The sequence below is a fragment of the Pseudomonas paraveronii genome, from assembly GCF_963681955.1.
In the GTDB taxonomy this organism is placed as follows: Bacteria; Pseudomonadota; Gammaproteobacteria; order Pseudomonadales; family Pseudomonadaceae; genus Aquipseudomonas; species Aquipseudomonas paraveronii.
In genome coordinates, this window is record NZ_OY817130.1 from 554,752 (window position 1) to 580,369 (window position 25,618).

The following is a 25,618-nucleotide window of genomic DNA, read 5'->3' on the forward strand; positions in this document are numbered from 1 at the left end:
TTTTAAGCTATAATCCCGCCCTTTAGCTGTTTCTCGCCCAGGCGAGAGGCACACTTTTTTCAGGCGTAACGCGCCTGCATGCAGACTAAAAGAGGCTAGACCCCTGTGGCATTGACGATTCTTGGCCTGTCCGGCGCCCTTAGCCATGATCCTTCCGCAGCCCTGTATATCGACGGCAAGCTGATCGCGGCCGCCGAAGAAGAACGCTTCGTGCGCGACAAGCATGCAAAGCACCGCATGCCCTACGAGTCGGCGAAGTTCTGCCTGGAACAGGCCGGCATCAAGCCTTCCGACGTTGACGTGGTCGCGATCCCGTTCGCCCCGATCAGCCTGTTCGGTGAAGCGCGTTGGCACTATGCCAAGCGTTACTGGTACGCCCCTGACCGCGCCCTTGACGCGATCCTGATGGGCAACCGGCGCTACAAGCGCTACCGCAACAAGATCGTCTGGTGCCTGGAGCAACTGGGCTTCGATCCGAAGAAAATCAAGATCGAGCCGGTTGAACACCACTTGGCCCACGCCTCCAGTGCCTACCACTGCTCCGGCTTCAAGGAGAAAACCGCGATCCTGGGGATCGACGGCAAGGGTGAGTACGCCACCACGTTCTTCGGCTACGGCGAAAACGGCAAGATCCACAAGATCAAGGAATTCTACGATCCGGACTCCCTCGGCGGCCTGTACGGCGCGGTCACCGAGTTCCTCGGTTTCGAGATGCTCGACGGTGAGTTCAAGGTCATGGGCATGGCGCCCTATGGCGACGCCAGCAAGTACGATTTCTCGCGCCTGGCCTCCTTTGAAAACGGCGAGCTGGTGATCAACACCGACTATGCCAACGTCATCGGCCTGCGTCGCTACAAAGAGAAGGGCAAGGGTTTCTACTTCTCGCCCAAACTGATCGAGTGGCTGGGTCCCAAGCGCGAAGGCGACATCGCCGACGAACCGTACATCCACTACGCGGCGAGCATGCAGGCGCTGTTCGAGAAGCTGTCCCTGCAGATGATCGACCACTACCTGGGCGACATCCTCAAGGAAACCGGCAAGCTGGCCTTCGCTGGCGGCTGTGCGCTGAACGTCAAGCTGAACCAGAAGATCATTGCCCGTGACGACGTGAAGGAGCTGTTCGTGCAGCCGGCGTCCGGCGATGCCGGCACCGCCGTGGGCGCAGCCGCTTACGTGTCCCATGCCCGTGGTGTGCCGGTGGAGAAGATGGAACACGTCTACCTCGGCCCGTCCTACAGCAACGAAGACGTGATCGCCGCTTGCGCCAAGCACCCGAGCAAGCCGGACTGGCGCAAGATCGACAGCATGCCTAAACGCATCGCCAAGATCATGGTCGACGGCAACCCGGTGGCCTGGTTCCAGGGCCGCATGGAGTTCGGTCCGCGTGCCTTGGGCGGTCGTTCGATCATCGGTTGCCCGAGCGCCACCGGCGTGGCTGACCGCATCAACCATCAGATCAAGTTCCGCGAGCGCTGGAGGCCTTTCTGCCCGTCGATGCTCGACACTGTGGCCCCGCTGATGATCAAGGTCGATCACCCGGCGCCGTTCATGACCTTCACCTTTGAAGTGTCGGAAGAGTGGAAGACCCGCGTACCGGAAGTGGTCCATGAAGATGGCACGTCCCGCGCCCAGGTGCTCAAGCGCGAATACAACCCGCGCTACTACGACATGATGAAAGAGCTGGAAGTGCTGACCGGTAACGGCGTGTCCCTGAACACCTCGCTCAACCGTCGTGGCGAAGCGATGATCTGCTCGCCGACCGACGCGCTGAACATGTTCTTCGGTTCCGATCTGCAGTACCTGATCATGGAAGACATCCTGGTGGTCAAGGACGGCGTGGACCCTTATGACGCTGTGGTTTAAATGCTGAATCGCTTCCAGGGTTGGCGTGAACGCGGCTGGGTGCCTGTCGAGGCCGAGGTTTACGCCCAGGCCTGGCAGCGGTTTGGCGGCAGCGTGGCGACGCATCCGCTGATCGTCGAACGGTTAGCGGACCTGGCGCAGATTCCGGTGCGGTACCTGGGCTGGGAGCAGGACGGCGAACTCAAGGGCGCGATTGCCACCTGGGGGCGCGACCTGGCCTTGTCCAAGGACGTGCTCAAGCGCAGCGGCAAGAAAGGTATGTTTGATCTGGGCAATGCCGAAATCATCCTGCCGATTGCAACTGACGCGCTGTTGCCGGTACGTCATCGTGGGCGCTACCTGTCGGCCTTGAACGAGGGGCGCGTCAGCACCCTCAAGCCCCAGGCCGAGCAGTTGGCCATGGCGCGTACCCCGGAAGACCTGTCGAAGAAGTTTCGCTACAACCAGCGCCGCGAATTGCGATTGCTGGAAGAGGCGGGCGGCGTGGTGCGGGCGGTGAGTGAGTTTTCCAGCAGCGAGCTGGCGGCGATCTACTGCGACCTGTTCCAGCGCCGCTGGGGCTTCCCGGCTACCGGTGCCGAGCATCTGGCGCAGGTGCTGGGCTTGCTCAAGGAGTTCCTGGTGGGCTCGGTACTGTTTCTCAACGATGCGCCGATTGCCGTGCAACTGGTGTATCGCGTCGAGGCGCCCGAGTGGGTCAGCATCGAATACGTTAACGGCGGTGTCGACCCCGAGACCCGTGCTTTCAGCCCCGGCAGTGTGTTGAGTTTCCTCAATACGCAAAGCGCCTGGGAACAGGCGCGGGCGGTGGATAAGCCGCTGCGCTTTTCTTTCGGGCGGGCCGATCGTGAATACAAGGAGCGTTGGTGCAACCCGGTGCCGGTGTTCAGCCTATGAGCCGCAAACAGCAACTGCTCAAGCGTCATCGGCGCACCAAGCGCATCGCGCTGCTGATCGCCCTGCTGGTGCTGATCGCGGCCGGCGTGCTCGTGGCGTGGTGGCTGCCGTTGATCCTGGCGATGGTGCTGTGGGCCGCCCATGAAGCCTGGTTTGCCGATCACCTGTTCTATTCGCCCAACGAGGATTATGCCTACGCGTTCCCCCACGGCAGTGAGCAGCCAGGCCTGCGCCTGGACGCGGGACGGTTGGTGCTGGATGCACCGCTGGCAGCGGACGACACGCTGATCGTCGGCATCGAGCTGAAAAGCTCGTGGCTCGGGCGTTTCATCGACCCAGCGGTGGAACTGCTGGGCCTGGACACGCCGGACCGGCAAGTGTTCGAGCGTGGCGTCGCCGGGCGGCGTTACCTCAACCTGACAGGCGCCGCCGACGCGTTGGCCGCCGGCAAGCTGCAGTTGCGCGGGCGTTTTTGCCGGATCAACGGCCAGCCGACGCTCTGGCGTTTCCGCCAGCCGGATTATCGCCAGCAACGCGTGATGGTGATTGCGCCCCATGCCGACGACGCTGAACTGGCTGCGTTCAGCTTGTACAGCCAGGCGGCCGAAAGCTGGATCGTCACGCTGACCGCTGGTGAAATCGAAGCCGAACATTATCAACAGATGGGGCTGCCCAAGGCACAAGCGGCGCGAATCAAAGGGCGCCTGCGGGCCTGGGACAGCATTGCGGTGCCGCGCTGGGCCGGCGTTCCCGAGGCGCAGTGCGTGCAATTGGGTTATTTCTGCATGCAGTTGGCGGCCATGCAGGCCGCGCCGGACCAGCCTCAAGCCTCCCGCGAGGCGCAATTGAGCGATACGCGGCTGTTTCGCCAGTTCAATGCTTATACGCTGCCCGGTGACGTAGACGGTGCGCCGACCTGGCACAACCTGATCGCCGACCTGCGCGCGCTGCTGCTCAAGGCGCGGCCGCAGGTGATCGTGCTGCCGACGCCATTGCTTGACCCGCACGCCGACCATATCTGCGCGCACGCGGCGATACTGGAAGCCCTGGACGGCCTGGCGTGGCAGCCCGACACATTGCTTGGCTACGCCAATCACTTGCATGATAACGACCGCTGGCCCATGGGCGACTCGGGTGCCGGCGTGGCCCTGCCGCCGCGTTTCGATTCAGCGGACGAACTGGTTCCTTGCAGCTTCACGCTCGCCTTGGACCAGCAGCAGGACAAGGCCATGGCCCTGGGCATGATGCACGACCTGCAACCGCGCGCGCCGTTCAAGCGCCGTGTGCGTCGCTGGTTGCAACAGGTGCTGGCCGGGCGTAGCCCATCGCCCTACGGAGAGAACGAATTCTTCCGCAAGGCTGTACGTCGTCATGAGTTGCTGTGGGTCCTGAAGCAGGACTGAGACCTTATTTACGGCAGACCGCATCCGTTTGCCGCACCATTTTGCCGGGCTGCGTGCCCGCTGCCAGATCGCTGCATGGAGAGTTATGAAGCCTCGTTTCAAGGTTTTGCAGTTACAGCCGGACTACAACGTCAAGATCAATGATTTCGCCGACCTGGGTGAGCAGATCGTCAAATCGTTACCGGTTGAACGCTTCGAGGTGACATCGGGGTTTCTCAGTGGCCGCCCGTTACCGGGTCAGCCGCTGAGCGTGGCCGAGCACTCCCACTATTTCGAACTGCCGGAGAAGTCCCTCAAAGGCATCCGCTTTGGCGCCATGTGGCAGATCTACAAGTATTGCCGCGAGCAGAAGTTCGATGTGGTCATCTGTAACCGCTTCAAGTCGGTGAACATGATGCTGTCCCTCAACCGCTGGTTGAAGATTCCGCTGTGCATTGGCATCTCCCATGGATTTGGCGAGTACGCCCGTGGCTACCGTCGGCGTCAGACCCAGCGCTGGGTGAGCCCGGCGTGGCGTTTCGTTGGCGTGTCGGAGGCGGTGCAAGAGTACCTGGTGGCGCTCAATTGCGGGTTCACCCGTGAAAACACCACCTATGTCACCAACGCCATCGACATCCCGCAGGCAGAAGCCTTGCAGTTGCCTCGCGATGAAGCGCGCAAGGCCTTGGGCCTGCCGCTGGAGGCGCGGATGATTGGCGCCCTGGGTCGGCTGGTGCCGATCAAAGGCCACACGCATTTGCTGCAAGCGTTCGCCACGCTCAAGGACAAATACCCGCAGGCCCAGGTGGGGATCATCGGTTCCGGCCGTGCCGAAGCCGACCTGCGTGCCGACATCGAGCGCCTGGGCCTGACCGGCCGCGCGCACCTGTTGGGCTTTCGTGAAGACGGCATGAAGTACGTGCGCGGTTTCGATATCTGGACCATGCCGTCGCTGTTCGAAGGCCTGGGCCTGGCGCTGCTGGAAGGCATGAGCGGGCATTTGCCGGTGATTGCCTCCAACGGCCCGGCGATGCTGCCGCTGGTGCAGGGTGCGGGCGGCCTGTCCCACGATCCGGGCAACGTCGAGCAACTGGCCGCAGCGCTGGATACTTACCTGGCGCTGAGCGATGAGGAGCTGCATGCCAAGGGCGAGGAGGTGTTCCGTTACCTGGTCGCCAACCACACCCTGGATGAGTTCAAGCACAAGTACCTGACCCTGATTGAAACCGGTTTGCGTGAAGTAGGTAGAGCATGAATCAGTCACAACCGCTGGTCTCGGTGATCATCGCGTCCTACAACCATGGCCCGTACATCGAGCAGAGTATCCTCAGTGTGCTGGGGCAGACCTACGCGAACATCGAACTGCTGGTGGTCGACGATGGCTCCGAGGATGACAGCGTCGAGCGCATCCGGCGTTTGCAGGCCGAGCATGGCTTTGATTTCCAGGTCCAGCAGAACCAGGGACTGACCAATACGCTCAACGGCGCGATTGCCCGGGCCAAAGGCACGCTGATTGCGCCGTTCGGTTCCGACGACATCATGTTGCCCGAGCGCATTGCGACCCAGGTCGCCTATATGGAAGGCAAACCCAAGGTCGGCATCTGCGCCGGCAACATCGAGTTGATCGATGGCGATGGTCAGCCCTATCCCGACAAGAAACAGCGCCGGGACCTGCCGTTTCGCAGCCTGGACTTCGATGACCTGTTCCTCGACCGCAAACCGTTCCCGCCGGCGCCGACCCTGTTGATCCGCCGCGATGCGCTGGAGCAGGTGGGGGGCTTCGATCCGCTGATTCCCCTGGAAGATTTGCTGATCGAGTTGAAGATCACCCACGCCGGTTACACCATCGACGTGTTGAACGTGGTCATGGCGCGCTATCGCCAGCACGCCACCAACACCTACAAAAACCACCGCTACATGATTCAGAACATCCTCAAGACGTATGGATTGTTCAGCGAACACCCGTCGTATGACGCGGTGCGCTACAACTTCCTGAACTCGATGTTCCTCAAGACCGCCGACCGCGACCGGCCGCTGGCGCGGGAGATCCTCAAGCAGATTCCGTTGAAGTTTTGGGGGCGCAAGACCCTGCGTGGGTTGCTGCGGTTGTACCTGGCGCCCCTCAGAAGCTGAGGCGGCGGGGCGGTGAAAAAAGGCGACTATCAGCGGTGATAGTCGCCTTTTTTATCAGGCGACCGGGCGAGCCAGGCCCTGTACTTGCTCGCGGATTTTTGCCGTGGCTTGCGGGCTGGCAACGCTGGCGTAACCCTTGACCAGTTGCTCGAAGTGCGTTTCGAACAGCCAGTTGCGGTCCTGCGGGTAGCGTTGCATATGGCGCAGGTTGCGCTTGCGCAAGGCGTTGCGTAGCGCCGACGGGAAGATGCGCAGGTCGGCGATATCGATCAGTGCGAACTCGCCGTCATCCATCAGCAGCACGTTGCCCAGGTGCAGCGAACGGAAGTACACGCCGCGCTCATGAAGCTGGGCCATGAATTGGCCGAAACGTTCGATCAGCGATTCGCGCAGGCCACTGTCCAGGCTCTGCAGGGCTTGGCGCAGGGTCAAGCCGGGCAGTGGCGAGTAGCTGACGGCGCTGCTGGCGTCGCGCAGACCATACACGCCGAGAATCTGCGGCGTGGGAATACCCAGGCTGCGTAATTGTTCGGCGTTGCTGGCAAACCGCTCGGAGTAAGGGTTGAAGCTGCCCGAGGTATACCAGTGGCGTGCGCGGAAGACCTTGAGGAAACTGCCGTCTTCCAGGCGCAGGACTTTCGGGCCCAGGCCGTCGGCTTCAATTACATGGGCGTTGTGGCACAGTTGATCGAAGGCCTCGGCCTTGAGGGTTTGCACCGGCATGCGCAGCAGGCTGTGGCGGCGTTGGGCGATGCTCAGGCCGGCGATGATCGCCAAAGGAATCCACAGCAGGAACCAGTGCTCCTTGGGCCGCGACAGGATGCCGCCGCCCTCGGTCAGGCCGGCGCCGATGCCGTAGGCCAGCAGGGATGAGGCGAGGATGAACAGCGGTTGCGCCCGTTCTTTGAGGCTTTTGTACAGGCCCCAGCCGAGCATGAAGGCCCAAGGGATGAAGCCGATGATGCCGACGTAATAAAGGACGCCCAGGGCAAAACTGTGGGGTTCGCGCAGTTGGTAGTCGTCGGCCTGAGCCAGGGTCAGGTACAGCTCGGAGTCGTAGCTGTGGCCGATCCACGGATGGTCGGCGATGCGCTGCAGCGTCATGCTCCACAGTTCGAAGCGGAACGAGCTGCCACGGTTGGTGATCAGTTCAGGGTAAAACAGCAAGAGCGCGGCGGCGCCCAGGACCAGGCCAGCGATCATCAAGGCTGAGCGGCGGTTACGGCTGACAAAACTCATCCACAGGACAGCCAGGGTCAGTGCCACCAGCGGCGTGCGGGAACCGGTGGCCAGGACCGCGGCGGTCATGATGGCCAGGGCCGGTACGCTGAACCACAACACCGGCAAGCGCTGGCTGGTCATGCAGACATACAACCAGTAGACGGCAAAAAAACCGAACACGTGGGAGCTGAGCAGCGGATTGTCGAGAGCACCGCGGCCGCCGATCATGCGCGCTTCCACGCCTGGCTCTAACCCTTTGGCGAAAGCCACCAGGTTGCACAGGCACACCACCAGCGCAATCACCGCCGCACTGAAGAAAATCGGCTTGAACAGTTCGTTGCGGTAATGCAGCAACAGCCCGCAGCCGCCAAACAGCATGAAGGTGTGTAGCGGTTGCTTGAACAGGTAGATGTCGGGATGAAGCTCCGGACTCCAAAGCAGGCTGGCCATGGCCCAGGCGGAGAAGGCCAGGAAGGCGATGGCCAGCGGCTCACGCAGCAATTCCCTGAATTCCCTGGGGCGCAGGCACAGCAGCAGCAACGTCGGCGCGCTGAACAGGGCGTAGTAGAGCTTGTGCAGCACATTGCGATTGGTGACGAAGAACAGCGAACTCAGCAAGAGCAACAAGCCGATGGGCAAAATCCATAGGACCAGGAAGTCGAAGACGCGATTTGAGCCGTAGGTAAGGCGCTTGCACTGCATACGGTAAAAGCCATTTCAGAAAGGGAAAGCCGACCATCTTAGAGTAGTGGCTATATGATGTCGCCGGTTGAATTCAACCGGCCCGTGGGTCATAGCGGGTGCAAGTACAACAGAGAAGCTGTGCTAAAGTCAGCCTCCTTTTTCAAAACGCCGCGTGATATGACCGACTCCAGTCCGAGCGCAAGCCCTTCGAGCTTGAAAATATACTTCCGCCTGCTCAGCTACGTCAGGCCCTACGCGGGCTTGTTCGCGCTGAGTATCGTCGGATTTCTGATTTTCGCGTCGACCCAGCCGATGCTGGGTTACATCCTCAAGTACTTTGTCGACGGCCTTTCGAACCCGCAAGCCGTGCTGTTCCCCAGTGTGCCGCTCCTGCGGGATCTGCAATTGCTGCAGGCCGTGCCGCTGCTGATCATCCTGATTGCCGCCTGGCAGGGTCTGGGTTCGTTTCTTGGTAATTACCTGCTGGCCAAGGTTTCCCTGGGTCTGGTCCACGACCTGCGGGTGCAGTTGTTCAACAACCTGCTGACGTTGCCCAATCGCTACTTCGACAATCACAACTCCGGGCACCTGATTTCCCGCATCACCTTCAACGTGACCATGGTCACGGGGGCGGCGACCGATGCGATCAAGGTGGTGATTCGCGAAGGCATGACAGTGCTCTTCCTGTTCGCTTCGCTGCTGTTCATGAACTGGCGCCTGACGCTGGTGATGATCGCCATCCTGCCGTTGATTGCGGTGATGGTCAGCACGGCCAGCAAGAAATTCCGCAAACAGAGCAAGAAGATCCAGGTGGCTATGGGCGACGTGACGCACGTGGCCTCCGAAACCATCCAGGGCTACCGCGTAGTGCGCAGCTTCGGCGGCGAGGTCTACGAGGAAAAACGCTTCCTCAAGGCCAGCCTGGGCAACACCAACAAGCAACTGCGCATGACCCGCACCGGGGCGATCTACACCCCGGCGTTGCAACTGGTGATCTACACCGCGATGGCGGTGCTGATGTTCCTGGTGCTTTACCTGCGCGGCGATGCATCGGCCGGCGACATGGTGGCCTACATCACCTTGGCCGGTCTGCTGCCCAAGCCGATCCGCCAACTGTCGGAAGTCAGCTCGACCATCCAGAAGGGTGTGGCGGGCGCCGAAAGCATTTTCGAGCAACTGGACGAAGAGCCTGAAGTCGACAACGGCACAATCGAACGCGACAAGGTCAGCGGCCGCCTGGAAGTGCGTAACCTCAACTTCACCTACCCTGGCACCGAACGCCATGTGCTCAAGGACATCAGCTTTACCGCCGAGCCTGGGCATATGATCGCTCTGGTGGGGCGCTCGGGCAGCGGCAAGTCGACCCTGGCCAGCCTGATCCCGCGTTTCTACCACCATGAAAGCGGTGAAATCCTGCTCGATGGTGTCGAGATCGAAGACTACAAACTGCTCAACCTGCGCAAGCACATCGCCCAGGTGACCCAGCACGTGACCCTGTTCAGCGACACCGTGACCAACAACATCGCCTACGGCGATTTGGCTGGCGCACCACGGGCCGACGTCGAAGCTGCCGCGATGGATGCCAACGCCAAGGACTTCATCGACCAGTTGCCTAAAGGTTTCGACACCCAGGTCGGCGAAAACGGCGTGCTGCTGTCCGGCGGTCAACGCCAGCGCCTGGCCATTGCCCGCGCCCTGCTCAAGAATGCGCCGCTGCTGATACTCGACGAGGCCACCTCGGCCCTCGATACCGAGTCCGAGCGCCACATTCAGGCGGCGCTGGACAAGGTCATGCAAGGCCGCACGACCCTGGTGATTGCGCACCGCCTGTCCACCATCGAGAAGGCTGACCTGATCCTGGTGATGGACGACGGGCGTATTGTCGAGCGTGGCACTCACAGCCAATTGCTCGCCCAGAACGGCTATTACGCCCGCCTGCATGCCATGGGCCTGGATGCGCCGGTGTCGGCGGATATCACCTGACACCGTGGGTGAGGCGGGCAATCCGCCTCACCCACGTTCCTGCAACATCTTCTGTCACACCCCCACAAGCCTCCTGTAACCCTGTGCTAATATCGCGCCCCTGTTCATTTTGTATGTGGGTTGCTCCATGAAGTTGTCCATGCCGCGATTCGATCAAGCCCCTGTCTTGGTGGTCGGCGATGTCATGCTCGACCGTTACTGGCATGGCGGAACCTCACGGATTTCCCCTGAGGCGCCGGTACCGGTAGTCAAGGTCGAGCAAATCGAAGACCGTCCAGGTGGCGCTGCCAACGTTGCCCTCAATATTGCCGCCCTCGGCGCCCCAGCCTCCCTGGTGGGCGTGACCGGCGACGACGAAGCCGCCGACAGCCTGGCCAACAGCCTGCGCGGTGCTGGCGTGCGCGCGTTGTTCCAGCGCATTGCCCATCAGCCGACCATCGTCAAGCTGCGGGTCATGAGCCGTCACCAGCAATTGCTGCGTATCGATTTCGAAGAACCCTTCGCCACCGACGCCCTGGCCCTTAGTGCGCAGGTCGATGAGTTGCTCGAAGGCATCAAGGTGCTGGTGTTGTCCGACTACGGCAAAGGCGCCCTGAAGAACCACCAGATGCTGATCCAGGCCGCCAAGGCCCGCAACATCCCGGTGTTGGCCGATCCCAAGGGCAAGGACTTCTCGATCTATCGCGGCGCCAGCCTGATCACGCCGAACCTCAGCGAGTTCGAAGCCATCGTCGGCGGTTGCGCCGATGAGCACGAACTGGTGAGCAAGGGTGCAGCGCTGATGGCCGAACTGGACCTGGGCGCCTTGCTGGTGACCCGCGGTGAGCACGGCATGACCTTGCTGCGCCCTGGCTACTCGGCGATGCACCTGCCGGCGCGTGCGCGTGAAGTGTTCGACGTCACTGGCGCCGGCGATACCGTGATTTCCACCCTGGCTGCGTCCATCGCGGCCGGCGAGGAATTGCCCCACGCGGTTGCCCTGGCCAACCTGGCGGCGGGTATCGTGGTCGGCAAGCTCGGCACCGCCGCGATCAGCGCGCCGGAGTTGCGCCGTGCGATCCAGCGTTCCGAAGGCTCGGAGCGCGGCGTGTTGAGTCTCGAGCAATTGCTGCTGGCGATTGACGACGCGCGCGCCCACAACGAAAGCATTGTGTTCACCAACGGCTGCTTCGACATTTTGCATGCCGGTCATGTGACGTACCTGGAGCAGGCGCGTGCCCAAGGCGATCGCCTGATCGTCGCGGTCAATGACGATGCGTCGGTCAGCCGCCTGAAAGGACCGGGTCGTCCGATCAACAGTGTCGATCGGCGCATGGCAGTCCTGGCTGGCCTGGGCGCGGTGGACTGGGTGATCAGCTTCCCCGAAGCGACCCCGGAAAACCTGCTGGCCCAGGTCAAGCCCGACGTGCTGGTCAAGGGCGGCGACTATTCCGTCGACCAGGTGGTTGGGGCCGACATCGTCAGCGCCTACGGCGGCAAGGTTAAAGTGCTGGGGTTGGTTGAAAACAGCTCGACCACCGCGATTGTAGAAAAAATCCGCAACCGCGAATAAGGCTCACGGCAGTAGGAGCGGGCGTGCTCGCTCCTACGGTCTGGCCTTCTTCGGCACGATCTTACGCAACATCTGCCGCGCCTTGCCGGTCAGGCGCTTGAGTTTCGACTCTTTCTCCGGGGCTGCCAGGCCCTGCTGCCTGAGCCAATCCTTCCAACGAATCCGCTCGTCGCGCACCACCCAGCCGTCCTGCTGGGCGAAGCTCTCCGCCAGGTACAAACCCCGCGTGCTGGCCGGGTAGAGCTGATCTTTCTTGACGGTGTACAGCTCGGCGAGGGGTTGGCCGTCCTTCAATGGCATCAGGTACAGGTCCGGGCGCTGGCGGTCCAGGCGCGCGACCAGTTGATCGCCTTCGAGTCGCTCATCCACATGGAACAGGCTCAGGGACTTGGCTTCCTTGGGCACTTCCAGGCGCAAGTCATAAATCAACTGTAGCGACGCTGTGGGCAAGTGGACGTAGGCCCGTGGACGTTCGATCAGTTGCGTGGTCGCGCAGCGCACCGGGCGGGCTGCACCGGACAAGGGGCTCAAGCGAAACGGCAGGGCTTCGCGGTAATGCAGCGCGGTGGAGTAGGGCGCCGGTAGCCAGGTGTCGTTGAAGCGCCCGCTGAGCCAGCCTTCGGGCGTCTCCAGCAGGCACTCTTCGGCAATTTCCTGGATGGCGGTGTGCAGCGGCAGGTTCAGCTCATGGGCGGGGACGTAGCCGGAAATCAGCTTGAGCACCACGTCGCCACGGTCCTGGCGGCGTTGGCGTACCAGCACCCAGTAATCCTTGTTTTGCCAATGCAGGGTCAGGCGTACCGACACGCCGAGGTTGGCCAGTTCGAGGGCGAAACGCTCAGGGTCTGCCACGTCTACCGGCTTGCGCCGTTGCAGGGTCTGGGCAAAGTTGAGCGGCATGCCCACGCTCTGGTAGCTCAGGCCTTCGGGGGTGGCTTCGACGTGCAGCGGCAGAGTCTTGAAGTTGCTGGGGTTTTTTCTTATGAGCGTTCGCGACATGTCGGCTCCTTCTTACGTCGGGGCGGCCGCGTCGGCGGCATCATAGTTGACGAATGACCTGGGCAGCGGTCGCCACGTTGTGAGCCAGGTGTAGCGGATTAATGGTCCCGACAATAGCACTGGCGACACCCGTTTGCGCAAACAACAACATGAAACTGGCACGTATGGGGTCCATTCCCGGCTCCAGGCACACATGGCCGCTGGCGAGGGCTTTTTTTACCAGGATGCCTTTGCCATGGGCGGCCGCATAATCAATGACGGCTTTCTCGGCCTGTTCGTTCAAATTGTAGGTGACCATCGCGCAATCACCCTGTTCCAGAGCCTTCACGCCGCCTTCGACGGTTTTGCCGGAGAAGCCGAAACCGCGAATTTTGCCCTCTTGTTTCAAGTCCGCGAGGGTCTGGTAAACCTCGCAGTCGTTGAGGATGTGCAGGTCGTTGCCGTCGGAATGCACCAGCACCAGGTCGATGAAGTCGGTTTCCAAGCGTTTCAAGCTGCGTTCGATCGACAGCCGGGTATGCGCCGCGCTGAAGTCGTGACGGGACACGCCATTGTCGAACTCTTCGCCGACCTTGCTGACAATCACCCACTCGTTGCGCTGGCCACGCAACAGCGGCCCCAGGCGTTCTTCACTACGGCCGTAGGCCGGCGCGGTATCGATCAGGTTGATGCCCAACTGACGGGCCTGGCGCAGTAGCAGGCGCGCTTCGTCATCATCGGGAATCTGGAAACCGCTGGGGTATTTCACCCCCTGGTCGCGACCGAGCTTGACGGTGCCCAGGCCCAGCGGCGACACCAGCAGGCCAGTACTGCCCAGCGGGCGGTGCAGGTCGTGCAGGGTGGGCAGGCTCATGGCAACAGTTGCTCCCAGGCCGGTTGGCCGATGGCCGGTTTGGGCAGCTCGGGCAGCGCAGTGGCAGGGCCGGGTTGGATGCCGTCGCGTTCGAGGGCGTGGATCACCCGGTCGGCGAAGTCTGGCGCCAGGGCCAGTTTGGTCGGCCAGCCTACGAGCAGACGGCCCTGTTCGGCGAGGAAGGCGTTGTCGGGGCGCGTCAGGCCCGACTGCAGCGGCTCGGCACGGTCGACGCGCAGGGTGGCCCACTCGGTGTGGCTCATGTCGATCCACGGCAGCAGATGTGCCAGCTCTTTCTGGGCGGTGGCGATTTGCTCTTCAGGCGTGCGCGCTACACCTTCGGCCTCGGCGATATCGCCGCCCATGTACCACACCCAGTTGCCATCGGCGGCCGGGTGCGTGGTCACGGTGATGCGCGGTTTGGTGCCGCCGCCCAGGCAGTGGGCGTACAGGGGCTTCAGGCCGGGACCCTTGGCGATGATCATGTGCAGCGGGCGTATTTGCATGGCCGGCTGGCTCAGGCCCAGGACGGCGAGCAGGTCGGCCGTGCCGCCGCCGGCGCTCAAGATGATGCGCTGGGCGCGGATCTCGCGACCGTCGACTTTCAAGCCGACCAGTGTGTCGTTTTCCCGCAGCGGTTCGATGTGCTGCGCGGCGAGCAAACCGTCGCCGGCCAGCTGCGCCAGGCGTTCGATCAGGCTGGGTACATCGATGACCAATTCCGCCAGGCGATAGACCTTGCCCTTGAAACGACGGTCTTGCAGGGCCAGCGGCAGGTCGTCGCCTTTGACCTGATCGACACGGCCGCGCACGGCCTTGCTGGCGAAAAAGCTGGTGAGATTGCCCGCGAGTGTGCCGGGGGACCACAGGTAATGGGCTTCGGAGAGCAGGCGCACGCCGGTCAGGTCCAGCTCGCCGTTACCGGCCATGGCCTCGCGCCAGCGCCGCGGCATATCGGCAATCGCTTCTGAGGCCCCGGTGAGGGCGCCGTGCAGCGCGTATTTCGCACCGCCGTGAATGATGCCCTGGGACTTCACGCTTTGCCCGCCACCCAGGGTGGCGTTTTCCACCAGCACCGTGGAAAACCCCTGGCGGCGCAGGCGTGCATTCAGCCAGAGGCCGGCAACTCCGGCGCCGACAATCAGAACGTCGGTGGAAATAACGGATGGCATGGGCAACCTCAGTGTTCAAATCAAGGTGCCAAGTATACAGACTCAACGGATCGATCTTTGCCCGGGATCAATATTAGGAGGGCTGTCAGTGCCCGGCGGTTTTCGAAAACAACTGAATCACCACCACGCCCAGCACGATCAATCCCATCCCGAGCATCGCCGGCAGATCGAGCTTTTGCCCATAGATAAACAGCGCCGCAATGCTGACCATCACAATGCCCATCCCGGCCCAAACCGCGTAGGCCACACCCACCGGCACGGTGCGCACCACCAGGGTCAGCATCCAGAACGCCACGCCGTAGCCGACGATCACCAGCAGCAGCGGGATCGGTGTGCTCAAGCCCTTGATGGCTTTCATGGAAACGGTGGCGATCACTTCCGAGCAGATGGCGATGGCGAGGTAATAGTAGGCGGGGGTCATGGGGGCAGTCCTCGGTGTAGAGCGCGCTGGATAAGGTCGGCATTTTAGCGCGTCGCCAGATGGGGTAAAGTCATTACCTATCCGAATTAAAGATGGGTTACGCCATGAGTGTGCAGTGGAACCTGGAGCAGATGCGCCTGTTCGTCAGCGTCGCCGAGCAGCGCTCGTTTTCGGCAGTGGCGCGTCAGCAGCGCAAGGCCCAGTCGGCGGTCAGCAACGGCATCGCCTGGCTGGAAGCGGACCTGGGCGTCAGCCTGTTCGAGCGTAGCAGTGGCCGTCAGCCCCGCTTGACCGAGGCCGGTACGGTACTGCTCGAAGAGGCCAGGGAAGTGCTGCGCCAATGCGAACGCCTCAATGGCCGCGCGATGTCGTTGGTGCGCGGCGAAGAAGCCTGCCTGCGCCTGGCCCAGGATGAGGCGATGCTTTATCAGCCGGTCCTCGATAGCCTTGACGCCCTGGCCGGTCGATTTCCCAACCTTGAAGTGCAGCTTTCCAGCGCGGCCCAAGGCGATGTCGCACGCAAGCTGGTGGAGCGCAGGGCCGATCTGGGCATGTTGTTCTATCACGATCAAATCCCCGAAGCGCTGGAGCGTCGGGTCGTCGGCAGTGTGGAAATGGTCACGGTGTGCGGGCGCAACCATCCGCTGGCGGCGCAGAAAACCGTGGACTGCCAGGGCTTGGCGCAATATCGCCAGTTGCTGATGTCGACCCAGACCAGCGTCTACCCCGGCAGCGAGGCTGCCAGCCCGCAGGTGTGGCGCGCCGATAGCTTCTACGTGCTGGCCGAATGGCTTATCCGTGGCCTGGGTTGGGCCTGGTTGCCCCGGCATGTCGTGCAATACCCGGCCTATCAGAACCAGATGGTCGAACTCGACAGCGAATGGACCCCGCCGGCCCTGGTTGTCGAGCTGGTGTGGCGCCGCGATGAACCCTTGGGGCCAGCCGCGCGCTTTCTTGCCGAGCGTTTTGCTGAGTGCTTGCAGGCGATCGACTGAAAAAGCCGATAAACTCCGCCGCCATGAATAGAACTCTCTACAGCTGTCTGTTTTACCTGGCGCTGCCGTTGGTGGCTTTACGTCTGTGGCTGCGTGCGCGCAAGGCGCCAGCCTATGCCAAACGCGTGGGCGAGCGGTTTTCCTACGGCTTGCCGCTGATGCAGCCGGGCGGGATCTGGGTGCATGCCGTGTCGGTGGGCGAAAGCATCGCCGCCGCGCCGATGATCCGTGCCCTGCTGGCGCGTTATCCACAGCTGCCGATGACCGTCACGTGCATGACGCCGACCGGCTCCGAGCGTATCCAGGCGTTGTTCGCGAATGAGCCGCGCGTCCAGCATTGCTACTTGCCCTATGACGTGCCCTGCGCGGCCAAGCGTTTTCTCGACCGTGTACAGCCGAAACTGGCCGTGATCATGGAGACCGAACTGTGGCCCAACCATATCCACGCCTGCGCCCAACGCGGGATTCCGGTGGCGCTGGCCAATGCGCGGTTGTCGGCACGTTCGGCCAAGGGCTATGCACGTTTCGCCAAACTGACGGGGCCGATGCTGGCAGAAATGAGCCTGTTTGCCGTGCAGACCGAGACCGAGGCCGAGCGTTTTCGCAGCCTGGGCGCGCGGCCGGACACGGTGCAAGTGACCGGCTCGATCAAGTTCGACCTGACCATCGACCCCGAGCTACTGGCGCGCGCGGCCGCGTTGCGCGAGCAGTGGGGTGCCAGCGAGCGCCCGGTGTGGATCGCCGCCAGCACCCACGAGGGCGAAGATGCGGTGGTGCTGGCGGCCCATCGCCGACTGCTCGCCAGCTACCCCAATGCGCTGCTGATTCTGGTGCCGCGCCATCAGGAACGCTTCGGCCCGATGTTTGAGTTGAGCACGCAACAGGGTTTTGCCACGGTACGCCGCTCCACCGGAGAACCCGTCACCACGCACACTTCGGTGCTGCTCGGCGACACCATGGGCGAGTTGCTGTTTCTGTATGCCTTGGCCGACAGCGCGTTCGTGGGTGGCAGCCTGGTGGCGACCGGCGGGCATAACCCGCTGGAACCGGCGGCGTTGGGCAAGCCGGTGATCATGGGGCCGCACCGGTTCAACTTCCTCGAAATCAGCGCGATGCTGCGCGACGCCGGGGCCTTGTGTGAGGTGGATGACGCCGAAGGCTTGGCCGAGGCCGTGCGCCAGCTGTTCGAGCTGCCGCAGGATGCCCAGCGGATGGCGCAGGCGGGGCTCAAGGTGATGCAAGCCAACCAGGGCGCGCTAACCCGTTTACTGGATGGCCTGGATAGGCTGATAACGCACTAAATGTGGGAGGGGGCTTGCCCCCTCTCACATTAGTAGCCAGGTCGGGCCTTCAACTGCTCGGAGGCGGCCTTGGCCAGGTCCGGCGGCAGGAAGTCGCGGTCCGGGTTGTAGTCGGCCTTGAGATAGCGCTCCAGGTCCTGCAGATCTCCTGGGTTCAACGTGCCCGCTGCCTGCTTCAAGCGCAGGTTGTCGAGGATGTAGTCGTAGCGGCTGTTGTTGTAGTTGCGCACCGACGCATAGAGCTGGCGCTGGGCGTCGAGCACGTCGACGATATTGCGCGTCCCCACCTGATAACCGATTTCCGTGGCTTCCACCGCGCTCTGGTTGGAGATGATCGACTGGCGGCGTGCCTGGACCTGCTCCACGTCGGTGTTGACCGCACGGTGCAGGTTGCGCGTGTTTTCCACCACCTGGCGGCGCAGGCCTTCGCGTTGCTGCTCGGTCTGGCCCAGGCGCGAATACGATTCGCGCACTTGCGAGCTGGTCAGGCCCCCGCTGTACAGCGGGATATTCAGGCGCAGGCCAATGGTGCGTTGCGAGACATCGCCGCCATAAGGCGTGCCGAAGGCATTCGGGTTGCTGAAGCCGAGCGCGTCGTTATCGCCCTTTTCATACTGCGCCACGGCGTCCAGAGTCGGCGCATGCCCGGCCTTGCGCTGCTTGAGGGTTTCCTCGGCCGCGGTGACCGCGTAGTTGCTGGCGAGCAGGTTCAGGTTCTGGCGGCCGGCGGTTTCGACCCAGGCCTTGGCGTCGTTCGGCAGCGGTGCCAGCACCGGCAGTGTATGCACAATGCCCTGGATCGAGTTGTATTGGCGGTTGGTCAGCGTGATCAGCGCTTCGAAGGCGTCATCCACCTGGCGTTGCGCGACGATCCGGTTGGCTCGCGCGGTGTCGTAGCTGGCCTGGGATTGCAGCACGTCGGTCTTGTCCGACAGGCCCACGTCGAAGCGCTCGTTGGACTGGTCGAGCTGGCGCTTGAATGCGTTTTCTTCGGCCTTGGTGGAGGCCAGGTTGTCCTGGGCACGCAGCACGGCGAAGTAGTTCTCGGCGCTTTGCAGGATCAGGTTCTGTTCGGTGGCCGAGAGTTGCAGCGCAGCCTGTTCGTTGACAGCTTCGGCGGCTTGCAACTGGAACCAGCGATCGGCGCGGAACAAGGGTTGGCTCAAGGTCGCGCGCCAGGAATGCGCATCGCGGTTGGCGGTGGCGGCCGGGGTGTCGATCTGGGTGCGCGAATTGTTGATATCGGCACCGGCCGACAGGTTGGGCAGCAAGCCTGCGCGGGCCTGGGGCACCACTTCTTTTTGCGCGTCGTATTGGGCGCGGGCGGCGGCCAGGTCGGCGTTGTTATTCGCCGCTTCCTGGTAAACGCTGACCAGGTCGGTTCTGGCGGACAAGGGCGCTTCAGCTGCCCAGACCATTCCGTTGGTCGCACAAGACACGGCAAGAGCCAGTGAAAGTTTGCGCAGCATGAATTGATCCCTAGTTTTAATATTACGATGATAATTTAACGCCCAAGGCTACGGTTGGCCATTCCTGGCGTCAAGCGTCGGGGCAGTCCCCGAGTGTAGTGGCGGTTACACGGCACAACAATCCTGCAATTGCGCCATTCATCACGCTGTTTGCTCCGTTATTGGCAATTTGCCCCCACCCTGGTCTAGACTGGCCGCGTTCTTGTCGGGGTGCCTTGTTGGAAGGCTGAGATCGGTAAATACCGGATCCCGTTGAACCTGATCAGGTTAGCGCCTGCGTAGGGAACAAGATTTCTCGTCACCCGGCGAGTCCTCTTGTGCTTCGTCCGGGATGAACGTTCGACCATCGAACAGCCCTCGCGTACCGAGCACAGCACTGTTTTCAGTGCGTCCATCCGTCACAGGTTCGCTCCGACAAAAATCCACCGCCTGGATAGTTGGAGAGCCCGTGATGAGTACAACACCAAAAAATACCGTGCATTTGAGTGAATCGGCCAAGGTCGACTCCGGCTCCGTGCAACCCTTTACCCGCTCGCAGAAAATCTACGTGCAAGGCACCCGCCCGGACATCCTTGTGCCGATGCGCGAAATCAGCCTTGATGTGACCCCCACCGATTTCGGCGGCGAGATCAACGCCCCCGTGGTGGTCTACGACACCTCCGGCCCCTACACCGACCCCAACGTCATCATCGACGTGCGCAAAGGCCTGGGCGATGTGCGCTCGCCGTGGATCGAGTCGCGGGGCGACACCGAACGCCTGTCCGGCCTGAGCTCGCACTTCGGCCAGCAACGCCTGACCGATGCCGAACTGACCGCCCTGCGCTTTGCCCATGTGAAGAACCCGCGTCGCGCCAAGGCCGGTGCCAACGTCACGCAGATGCACTACGCGCGCAAAGGCATCATCACCGCCGAGATGGAATACGTCGCCATCCGCGAAAACATGAAGCTCGAAGAAGCCCGCGCCAGCGGCCTGCTCGATCAGCAACACGCCGGCTACAGCTTCGGCGCCAGCGTGCCGAAGATCATTACCCCGGAATTCGTGCGCGAAGAAATCGCCCGCGGCCGCGCGATCATCCCGGCCAACATCAACCACACCGAACTGGAACCGATGATCATCGGCCGTAACTTCCTGGTGAAGATCAACGGCAACATCGGCAACAGCGCGCTGGGTTCGTCCATCGAAGAAGAAGTGGCGAAACTGACCTGGGGCATTCGCTGGGGGTCGGACACGGTGATGGACCTGTCCACCGGCAAGCACATCCACGAAACCCGCGAGTGGATCATCCGCAACTCGCCGGTGCCGATCGGCACGGTGCCGATCTACCAGGCCCTGGAAAAAGTCGGCGGCGCCGCTGAAGACCTGACCTGGGAGCTGTTCCGCGACACCCTGATCGAACAGGCCGAGCAGGGCGTCGACTACTTCACCATCCACGCCGGCGTCCTGCTGCGCTACGTGCCGCTGACCGCCAAGCGCGTCACCGGCATCGTCTCGCGTGGCGGCTCGATCATGGCCAAGTGGTGCCTGGCGCACCACAAAGAGAACTTCACCTACACGCATTTCGACGAAATCTGCGAAATCATGAAGGCCTATGACGTCAGCTTCTCCCTCGGCGACGGCCTGCGCCCAGGTTCGATTGCCGACGCCAACGACGCTGCACAATTCGGCGAATTGGAAACCCTCGGCGAGCTGACCAAGACCGCCTGGAAGCACGACGTGCAAACCATGATCGAAGGCCCCGGCCACGTGCCGATGCAACTGATCAAGGAGAACATGGACAAGCAGCTCGAATGCTGCGACGAGGCGCCGTTCTACACCCTCGGCCCGCTGACCACCGACATCGCGCCGGGCTACGACCACATCACCTCCGGCATTGGTGCGGCGATGATCGGCTGGTTCGGTTGCGCCATGCTCTGCTACGTCACGCCCAAGGAGCACCTGGGCTTGCCCAACAAGGATGACGTGAAGACCGGGATCATCACCTACAAGATCGCCGCGCATGCAGCCGATCTCGCGAAAGGGCATCCCGGCGCGCAGATCCGCGATAACGCGCTGAGCAAGGCGCGCTTCGAGTTCCGTTGGGAAGACCAGTTCAACCTCGGCCTCGACCCGGACACCGCGCGCTCGTATCACGACGAAACCCTGCCGAAGGACTCGGCCAAGGTCGCGCATTTCTGTTCGATGTGCGGGCCGAAGTTCTGCTCGATGAAAATCACCCAGGAAGTGCGTGAATACGCGGCCAACCAGCGCATCGATGCGGTAGATGTGGAAGTGGCCAAGGGCTTGGCCGAACAGGCTGAGCGGTTCAAGCAGGAAGGCAGTCAGCTCTACAAGAAGGTCTGATCCGAGGTTGTAGGCGCTTTCAAGGGCCTTATCGGGGGCAAGCCCCCTCCCACATTTTGAATTGTGAACACATTCAAGTGTGGGAGGGGGCTTGCCCCCGATAGCAATCTTTCAAACAACAAATGCCCCTCAGAGACTCCATCCTTGAGCATTCAACCCAGCACCTATTCCCCCGACATCGCAGTGCCGACGAACAAACGCGTTTTCGGCGCCCGCGACCTCTTCTCCCTGTGGTTCTCCCTCGGCATCGGCCTGATGGTCCTGCAAACCGGCGCGCTGCTCGCGCCGGGCCTGGGCCTGGCCGGTGGGTTGCTGGCGATTTTCCTCGGCACCCTGGTCGGCGTGCTGTTGCTCGCCGCCGTCGGTGTGATCGGCAGCGATACCGGCTTGTCCGCCATGGCCGCGCTCAAGCTCAGTCTCGGCGCCCAAGGCGCGAGCCTGCCGGCATTATTGAACCTGCTGCAGCTGATCGGCTGGGGCGCGTTTGAAATCATCGTCATGCGCGATGCCGCCAGCCTGTTGGGCGCGCGGGCGTTCAGCGACGGCAGCCTGTTGGCCAGCCCGCTGCTGTGGACCCTGTTTTTCGGTGGCCTGGCGACCCTGCTGGCGGTCAGTGGCCCGCTGACGTTCGTGCGCCAGATCCTGCGCAAATGGGGCATCTGGCTGCTGCTCGCGGCCTGCTTGTGGCTGACCTGGAACCTGTTCGCCAAGGCCGACCTCGCCACACTGTGGGCCCAGCCCGGTGATGGTTCGATGCCCTTCGCGGTGGGGTTTGATATCGCCATCGCCATGCCGCTGTCGTGGCTGCCGCTGATCGCCGATTATTCGCGCTTTGGCAAGCGCGCGAAAAGCGTGTTCGGCGGCACGGCACTGGGCTTTTTTATCGGCAATTTCTGGCTGATGAGCCTGGGCGTGGCCTACACCCTGGCGTTTGCGCCGAGCGGTGAAGTGAACGCGCTGTTGCTGGCGCTGGCCAGCGCGGGGCTGGGGATTCCGTTGTTGCTGATCCTGTTGGATGAGTCGGAAAACGCCTTTGCCGATATTCATTCGGCGGCCGTGTCCAGCGGGATTCTGTTGCGCCTGAAAGTCGAGCACCTGGCCTTGGCCATCGGTGTGCTCTGCACGCTGATCGCCTGCTTTGCTCCGTTGGCGCAGTACCAGAACTTTCTGCTGTTGATCGGTTCGGTATTCGCGCCGCTGTTTGGCGTGGTGCTGGTCGATCATTTCATCCTGCGCCGCCGCGGCCAGGGCGTGCTCGCCACGCTACGCTGGACGGCGCTGCTGGCCTGGCTGGGTGGCATCGGCACCTACCACCTGCTGGCCAACCTGTATCCGGATATCGGCGCGACCCTGCCGGCACTGGTGCTGGCAGGGCTGCTGCAGTTCATTCTCGGGCGCGCCTTCAACGGCGTGCGGGCACCTGCTCAGGCTTGATGATGCCTTCCAGGCGCGAGTAAGGAATCTGCAGCTCGACATGGCCCAGGGCATACGGCGCGATCGTGGTGGTGGGGTACTTGAGGGTCACGCCACCGGAGGTCAGCGCCACGTTCGGGGTTTTCTGGAACGGGTAGCTCTTGACGAATTCCGGCTCCAGGCTCAGGCGGGTGCTGATCAGCCAGCTGTTGTGTGCGACCTGGGCGGCTTTCCAGAAGGCCTCTTCCTTGCCGGGCAGCAGCATGTCGCTCAGCGAAAGGGCTTTTTGCTGCTGGCGCGAATAGTTGATGAAGGCGCGGCCCGGTTCGCCGTGGGTGGCGCCCTGGTCCAGGTAGCTGGACAGTTCGATGATCACCAAGCCGTCATGCTGCTCACGTACCTTGGCCTGCAAGTACATGCTGTTGCGTGGTGCGGCGGTGCTCAGGAACTGCTCGCGGTAGGTCGCCAGGCTCGACGGCAGCGGGTCGCTCGACCGGGTGCGGGTCATTTCCAGCAGGCGTTGTTCGATCAGCGCGTCGAGCCTGGGCTCCTTGGCAAAATGCACGGTGTCGATATTCACCAGCGGGCAATCGGCGTTGGCGCAGTCCGGCTTGCTTTGCTCGCTGGCGTCGCGGGTGGCTTCCAGCGGGGTGCTGTAGTTCGGTTGGAACAGGCTCTGGCAGGCGCCGAGGGTCAAGGCGATACACGCCATGGAGGCGATTTTTAAAAGCGACATGTAGGGTCTTCGTCCGTCGATAAGCGCGAAATTTATGGAGCTTCGACTACCGGCATGGCAGTCAGTTCGCCACTAAGCTGATTAGAGTGAGTTTGACGCCCGCCGTCTATCCCGGCAACCGGAAAGGGGCTGCGCCAACGGGCGAGAGCGCGTTAGGATGGCGCGAATTGCACGGGCATAACGAGGAAGGATATGACGGACATCGCGAAATCCACGCCGAGCACGATTGAGATCGTTCAGCGCGACAATGCCTACCAGGGTTTCTACAAGCTCGATCGTGTGCAACTGCGCCACGAAAAATTCGACGGTGGCATGAGCCGGGTGATCAACCGCGAAGTCTTCGTGCGGCATGACGCCGTGTGCGTGCTGCCCTATGACCCGCAGCGCGATGAAGTGGTGCTGATCGAGCAGTTTCGCGTCGGCGCCATGGGCCGTACCGCTAACCCGTGGCTGGTGGAAATGGTCGCCGGCCTGATCGATAAGGATGAAGAACCGGAGGAGGTTGCACACCGCGAAGCCGAAGAGGAAGCTGGGCTGACATTCTCCGCACTGTGGCCGATCACTCAATATTTCCCTTCGCCCGGTGGCAGTACCGAATTCGTCCACTTGTACCTGGGGCGTTGCGACAGTTCGGGCGCCGGTGGCGTCCATGGACTGGAAGAAGAAGCAGAAGATATCCGCGTCAGCACCTGGGCTTTCGAAGACGCCTTGCAAGCGGTGCGTGATGGTCGGATATCCAATGCGCCCAGCATTATTGCCTTGCAATGGCTAGCGCTCAATCGCGCGGAAGTGAGGGGGTTATGGCAGTAAAGGCACGGGAACGATACCGGGTTGACCTGATCGGGCTGCAAGCCGCCTGCGAGGCCAACTATGCGCGGCTGATGCGCCTGCTGCCGGACATGCGCCACGCCCCCGAGGCGCGGCGCATCGCCGTGACCCATGGCGACCAGATGCTCGGCGTGCTGACCCTGGAAGTCATCGTCAATTGCCCCTACACCACCACCCTGCGCGTGCGCCAGGAACACAGCCTGCCGTGGCTGCCGGTGCCGCAACTGGAAGTACAGGTGTACCACGATGCGCGAATGGCCGAAGTCATCAGCGCCGAACATGCGCGACGCTTTCGCAGCATCTATCCTTACCCGAATGTGTTCATGCACCAGCCCGATGAGAAAGCACAACTCAATGTGTTCCTCGGTGAATGGTTGAGCCACTGCCTGGCCCTGGGCCATGAGTTCGCAGCCGTGCGGTAGATGTGAACTGCGTCTGCTTCCTTGGGTTTCCTCTTTGTGTCCTGCCCCAGCATAATCGCGCCACACGTCCATTCCTGTGATTGCCTTGGGAGAGCGCCTTGCCTCGCGTATCCACCGTGACCCCCGATGCACCGGCGTTGCTGGTGCAGTTGTCCGACAGCCACCTGTTTGCCGAGGCCGACGCCACGCTGGTGGGCATGAACACCCGCGAAAGTTTGCAACGGGTGATCGACCTCGTGCGCGAGCAGCAGCCCCGGGTCGACTTGCTGCTGGCCACGGGGGACTTGTCCCAGGACGGTACGCTGGCCTCCTATCAGCACTTTCGTGAGATGACAGCGTTATTGGGTGTCCCGACGCGCTGGATTCCCGGCAACCACGACGAGCCGCAGATCATGGCCCACGCCGCCCTGCACAGCGACCTGCTGGAACCCGTGGTCGACATTGGCAATTGGCGCATTACCTTGCTGGACTCCGCCGTACCCGGTTCGGTGCCCGGTTATCTGCAGGACAGCCAACTGCAACTGCTGGCCCAAGCCTTGAGCGAAGCGCCGCACCGCCATCATCTGGTGTGTTTCCACCATCATCCGGTGCCCATCGGGTGTGCGTGGATGGAACCCATCGGCCTGCGCAACCCCGAGGCGCTGTTTGCCGTCCTGGACCGTTTCCCCCAGGTCCGGGCCGTGCTTTGGGGCCATGTACACCAGGAGATCGACCGCGAGCGCAACGGCGTGCGCTTGCTGGCCTCGCCGTCTACCTGCATCCAGTTCGCGCCGGGCAGCGAAGACTTCAACGTCAGTACCGAGGCGCCAGGCTATCGCTGGCTGCGCCTGCACGCCGACGGGCGGTTGGATACTGGCGTCGAGCGGGTCAAAGGCTTTGCTTTTACCGTGGATTACGCCAGCAACGGCTATTAAAGGTGGGAGGGGGCTGCCGTGACTGGAAGACAGGGGACT

At 62.3% G+C, this 25,618-nt stretch carries 21 protein-coding genes and 1 riboswitch; of the genes, 14 read left to right on the forward strand and 7 right to left on the reverse strand.

Annotation, left to right across the window (positions count from 1 at the left end; all coding sequences use genetic code 11):
- The first annotated feature begins 105 nt into the window (after nt 1-105).
- The 5 genes from U5A08_RS02370 to U5A08_RS02390 all read left to right on the forward strand — a co-directional run bounded on the left by U5A08_RS02370 (nt 106) and on the right by U5A08_RS02390 (nt 6,275).
- Entirely contained in the window at nt 106-1,863 is a 1,758-nt protein-coding gene (locus tag U5A08_RS02370) for a carbamoyltransferase family protein (protein ID WP_253393016.1), read from the forward strand.
- Nucleotides 1,864-2,760, forward strand: coding sequence for an antimicrobial resistance protein Mig-14 (locus U5A08_RS02375; protein ID WP_321850127.1), 897 nt, complete (start codon nt 1,864-1,866; stop codon nt 2,758-2,760).
- On the forward strand, nt 2,757-4,163 hold the full coding sequence (locus U5A08_RS02380) for a PIG-L deacetylase family protein (RefSeq protein WP_321850129.1): 1,407 nt from the start codon (nt 2,757-2,759) through the stop codon (nt 4,161-4,163). The genes U5A08_RS02375 and U5A08_RS02380 overlap by 4 nt, the downstream gene beginning before the upstream one ends.
- Before the next feature lie 85 nt (nt 4,164-4,248).
- A complete protein-coding gene (locus tag U5A08_RS02385; protein ID WP_321850130.1) occupies nt 4,249-5,397 on the forward strand; it encodes a glycosyltransferase family 4 protein in 1,149 nt (382 codons plus the stop codon).
- A complete protein-coding gene (locus tag U5A08_RS02390) occupies nt 5,394-6,275 on the forward strand; it encodes a glycosyltransferase (RefSeq protein ID WP_321850131.1) in 882 nt (293 codons plus the stop codon). Before U5A08_RS02385 ends, U5A08_RS02390 begins: the two co-directional genes overlap by 4 nt.
- 54 nt (nt 6,276-6,329) lie before the next feature.
- Here the strand turns inward: U5A08_RS02390 and U5A08_RS02395 are convergent, their stop codons facing one another.
- Nucleotides 6,330-8,198: an O-antigen ligase family protein gene (locus U5A08_RS02395; RefSeq protein WP_321850133.1), complete on the reverse strand. Its 1,869-nt coding sequence runs from the start codon at nt 8,196-8,198 to the stop codon at nt 6,330-6,332.
- A gap of 159 nt (nt 8,199-8,357) precedes the next feature.
- On the opposite strand from U5A08_RS02395, the gene msbA reads away from it, so the two are divergent.
- Both msbA and hldE read left to right on the forward strand, forming a co-directional pair.
- Complete coding sequence (gene msbA, locus U5A08_RS02400) at nt 8,358-10,163, forward strand: lipid A export permease/ATP-binding protein MsbA (RefSeq protein WP_247404346.1); 1,806 nt, start codon at nt 8,358-8,360, stop codon at nt 10,161-10,163.
- Nucleotides 10,164-10,290: 127 nt separating this feature from the next.
- Nucleotides 10,291-11,715, forward strand: a complete 1,425-nt coding sequence (gene hldE / locus U5A08_RS02405) for a bifunctional D-glycero-beta-D-manno-heptose-7-phosphate kinase/D-glycero-beta-D-manno-heptose 1-phosphate adenylyltransferase HldE (protein WP_253393028.1) — start codon at nt 10,291-10,293, stop codon at nt 11,713-11,715.
- Between the two features lie 33 nt (nt 11,716-11,748).
- Here the strand turns inward: hldE and U5A08_RS02410 are convergent, their stop codons facing one another.
- The 4 genes from U5A08_RS02410 to U5A08_RS02425 form a co-directional block, all read right to left on the reverse strand.
- Nucleotides 11,749-12,714, reverse strand: coding sequence for a metal ABC transporter ATPase (locus U5A08_RS02410; protein ID WP_253393030.1), 966 nt, complete (start codon nt 12,712-12,714; stop codon nt 11,749-11,751).
- Between the two features lie 40 nt (nt 12,715-12,754).
- On the reverse strand, nt 12,755-13,567 hold the full coding sequence (locus tag U5A08_RS02415; protein WP_321850134.1) for an aldo/keto reductase: 813 nt from the start codon (nt 13,565-13,567) through the stop codon (nt 12,755-12,757).
- Nucleotides 13,564-14,739, reverse strand: coding sequence for an NAD(P)/FAD-dependent oxidoreductase (locus tag U5A08_RS02420; RefSeq protein WP_253393033.1), 1,176 nt, complete (start codon nt 14,737-14,739; stop codon nt 13,564-13,566). The genes U5A08_RS02415 and U5A08_RS02420 overlap by 4 nt, the downstream gene beginning before the upstream one ends.
- Before the next feature lie 85 nt (nt 14,740-14,824).
- Nucleotides 14,825-15,160: a DMT family transporter gene (locus tag U5A08_RS02425; protein ID WP_247408357.1), complete on the reverse strand. Its 336-nt coding sequence runs from the start codon at nt 15,158-15,160 to the stop codon at nt 14,825-14,827.
- 104 nt (nt 15,161-15,264) lie between these two features.
- Here U5A08_RS02425 and U5A08_RS02430 point away from each other — a divergent pair, with 104 nt between their 5' ends.
- Together U5A08_RS02430 and waaA are read left to right on the forward strand one after the other, a co-directional pair.
- Nucleotides 15,265-16,155, forward strand: coding sequence for a LysR family transcriptional regulator (locus U5A08_RS02430; protein WP_253393035.1), 891 nt, complete (start codon nt 15,265-15,267; stop codon nt 16,153-16,155).
- A gap of 23 nt (nt 16,156-16,178) precedes the next feature.
- Nucleotides 16,179-17,456: a lipid IV(A) 3-deoxy-D-manno-octulosonic acid transferase gene (gene waaA, locus U5A08_RS02435; RefSeq protein ID WP_253393037.1), complete on the forward strand. Its 1,278-nt coding sequence runs from the start codon at nt 16,179-16,181 to the stop codon at nt 17,454-17,456.
- Nucleotides 17,457-17,485: 29 nt separating this feature from the next.
- Here waaA and U5A08_RS02440 read toward each other — a convergent pair whose 3' ends face one another.
- Nucleotides 17,486-18,925 carry a TolC family outer membrane protein gene (locus U5A08_RS02440; protein WP_253393039.1) on the reverse strand — a complete coding sequence of 480 codons (1,440 nt, stop codon included), beginning with the start codon at nt 18,923-18,925 and terminating at the stop codon, nt 17,486-17,488.
- A 196-nt stretch (nt 18,926-19,121) separates the two neighbouring features.
- Nucleotides 19,122-19,227: riboswitch (TPP riboswitch) on the forward strand.
- Nucleotides 19,228-19,376: 149 nt separating this feature from the next.
- Between U5A08_RS02440 and thiC the strand changes: the two genes are divergently transcribed.
- Complete coding sequence (gene thiC, locus U5A08_RS02445; RefSeq protein WP_253393041.1) at nt 19,377-21,266, forward strand: phosphomethylpyrimidine synthase ThiC; 1,890 nt, start codon at nt 19,377-19,379, stop codon at nt 21,264-21,266.
- 144 nt (nt 21,267-21,410) lie between these two features.
- Complete coding sequence (gene cytX / locus U5A08_RS02450) at nt 21,411-22,700, forward strand: putative hydroxymethylpyrimidine transporter CytX (protein ID WP_321850138.1); 1,290 nt, start codon at nt 21,411-21,413, stop codon at nt 22,698-22,700.
- Here cytX and U5A08_RS02455 read toward each other — a convergent pair.
- The gene (locus U5A08_RS02455; RefSeq protein ID WP_321850139.1) at nt 22,669-23,415 is read right to left on the reverse strand and encodes an RsiV family protein; all 747 of its coding nucleotides are present in this window, start codon (nt 23,413-23,415) and stop codon (nt 22,669-22,671) included. The genes cytX and U5A08_RS02455 overlap by 32 nt on opposite strands.
- 192 nt (nt 23,416-23,607) lie before the next feature.
- On the opposite strand from U5A08_RS02455, the gene U5A08_RS02460 reads away from it, so the two are divergent.
- The 3 genes from U5A08_RS02460 to cpdA all read left to right on the forward strand — a co-directional run bounded on the left by U5A08_RS02460 (nt 23,608) and on the right by cpdA (nt 25,579).
- Complete coding sequence (locus tag U5A08_RS02460; RefSeq protein WP_253393047.1) at nt 23,608-24,225, forward strand: NUDIX domain-containing protein; 618 nt, start codon at nt 23,608-23,610, stop codon at nt 24,223-24,225.
- Nucleotides 24,216-24,665, forward strand: coding sequence for a DUF1249 domain-containing protein (locus U5A08_RS02465; RefSeq protein WP_247402053.1), 450 nt, complete (start codon nt 24,216-24,218; stop codon nt 24,663-24,665). Before U5A08_RS02460 ends, U5A08_RS02465 begins: the two co-directional genes overlap by 10 nt.
- 98 nt (nt 24,666-24,763) lie before the next feature.
- Nucleotides 24,764-25,579 (forward strand): 3',5'-cyclic-AMP phosphodiesterase, encoded by an 816-nt coding sequence (cpdA, locus tag U5A08_RS02470; protein ID WP_321850141.1) that lies wholly within the window; start codon nt 24,764-24,766, stop codon nt 25,577-25,579.
- Nucleotides 25,580-25,618: the final 39 nt, after the last annotated feature.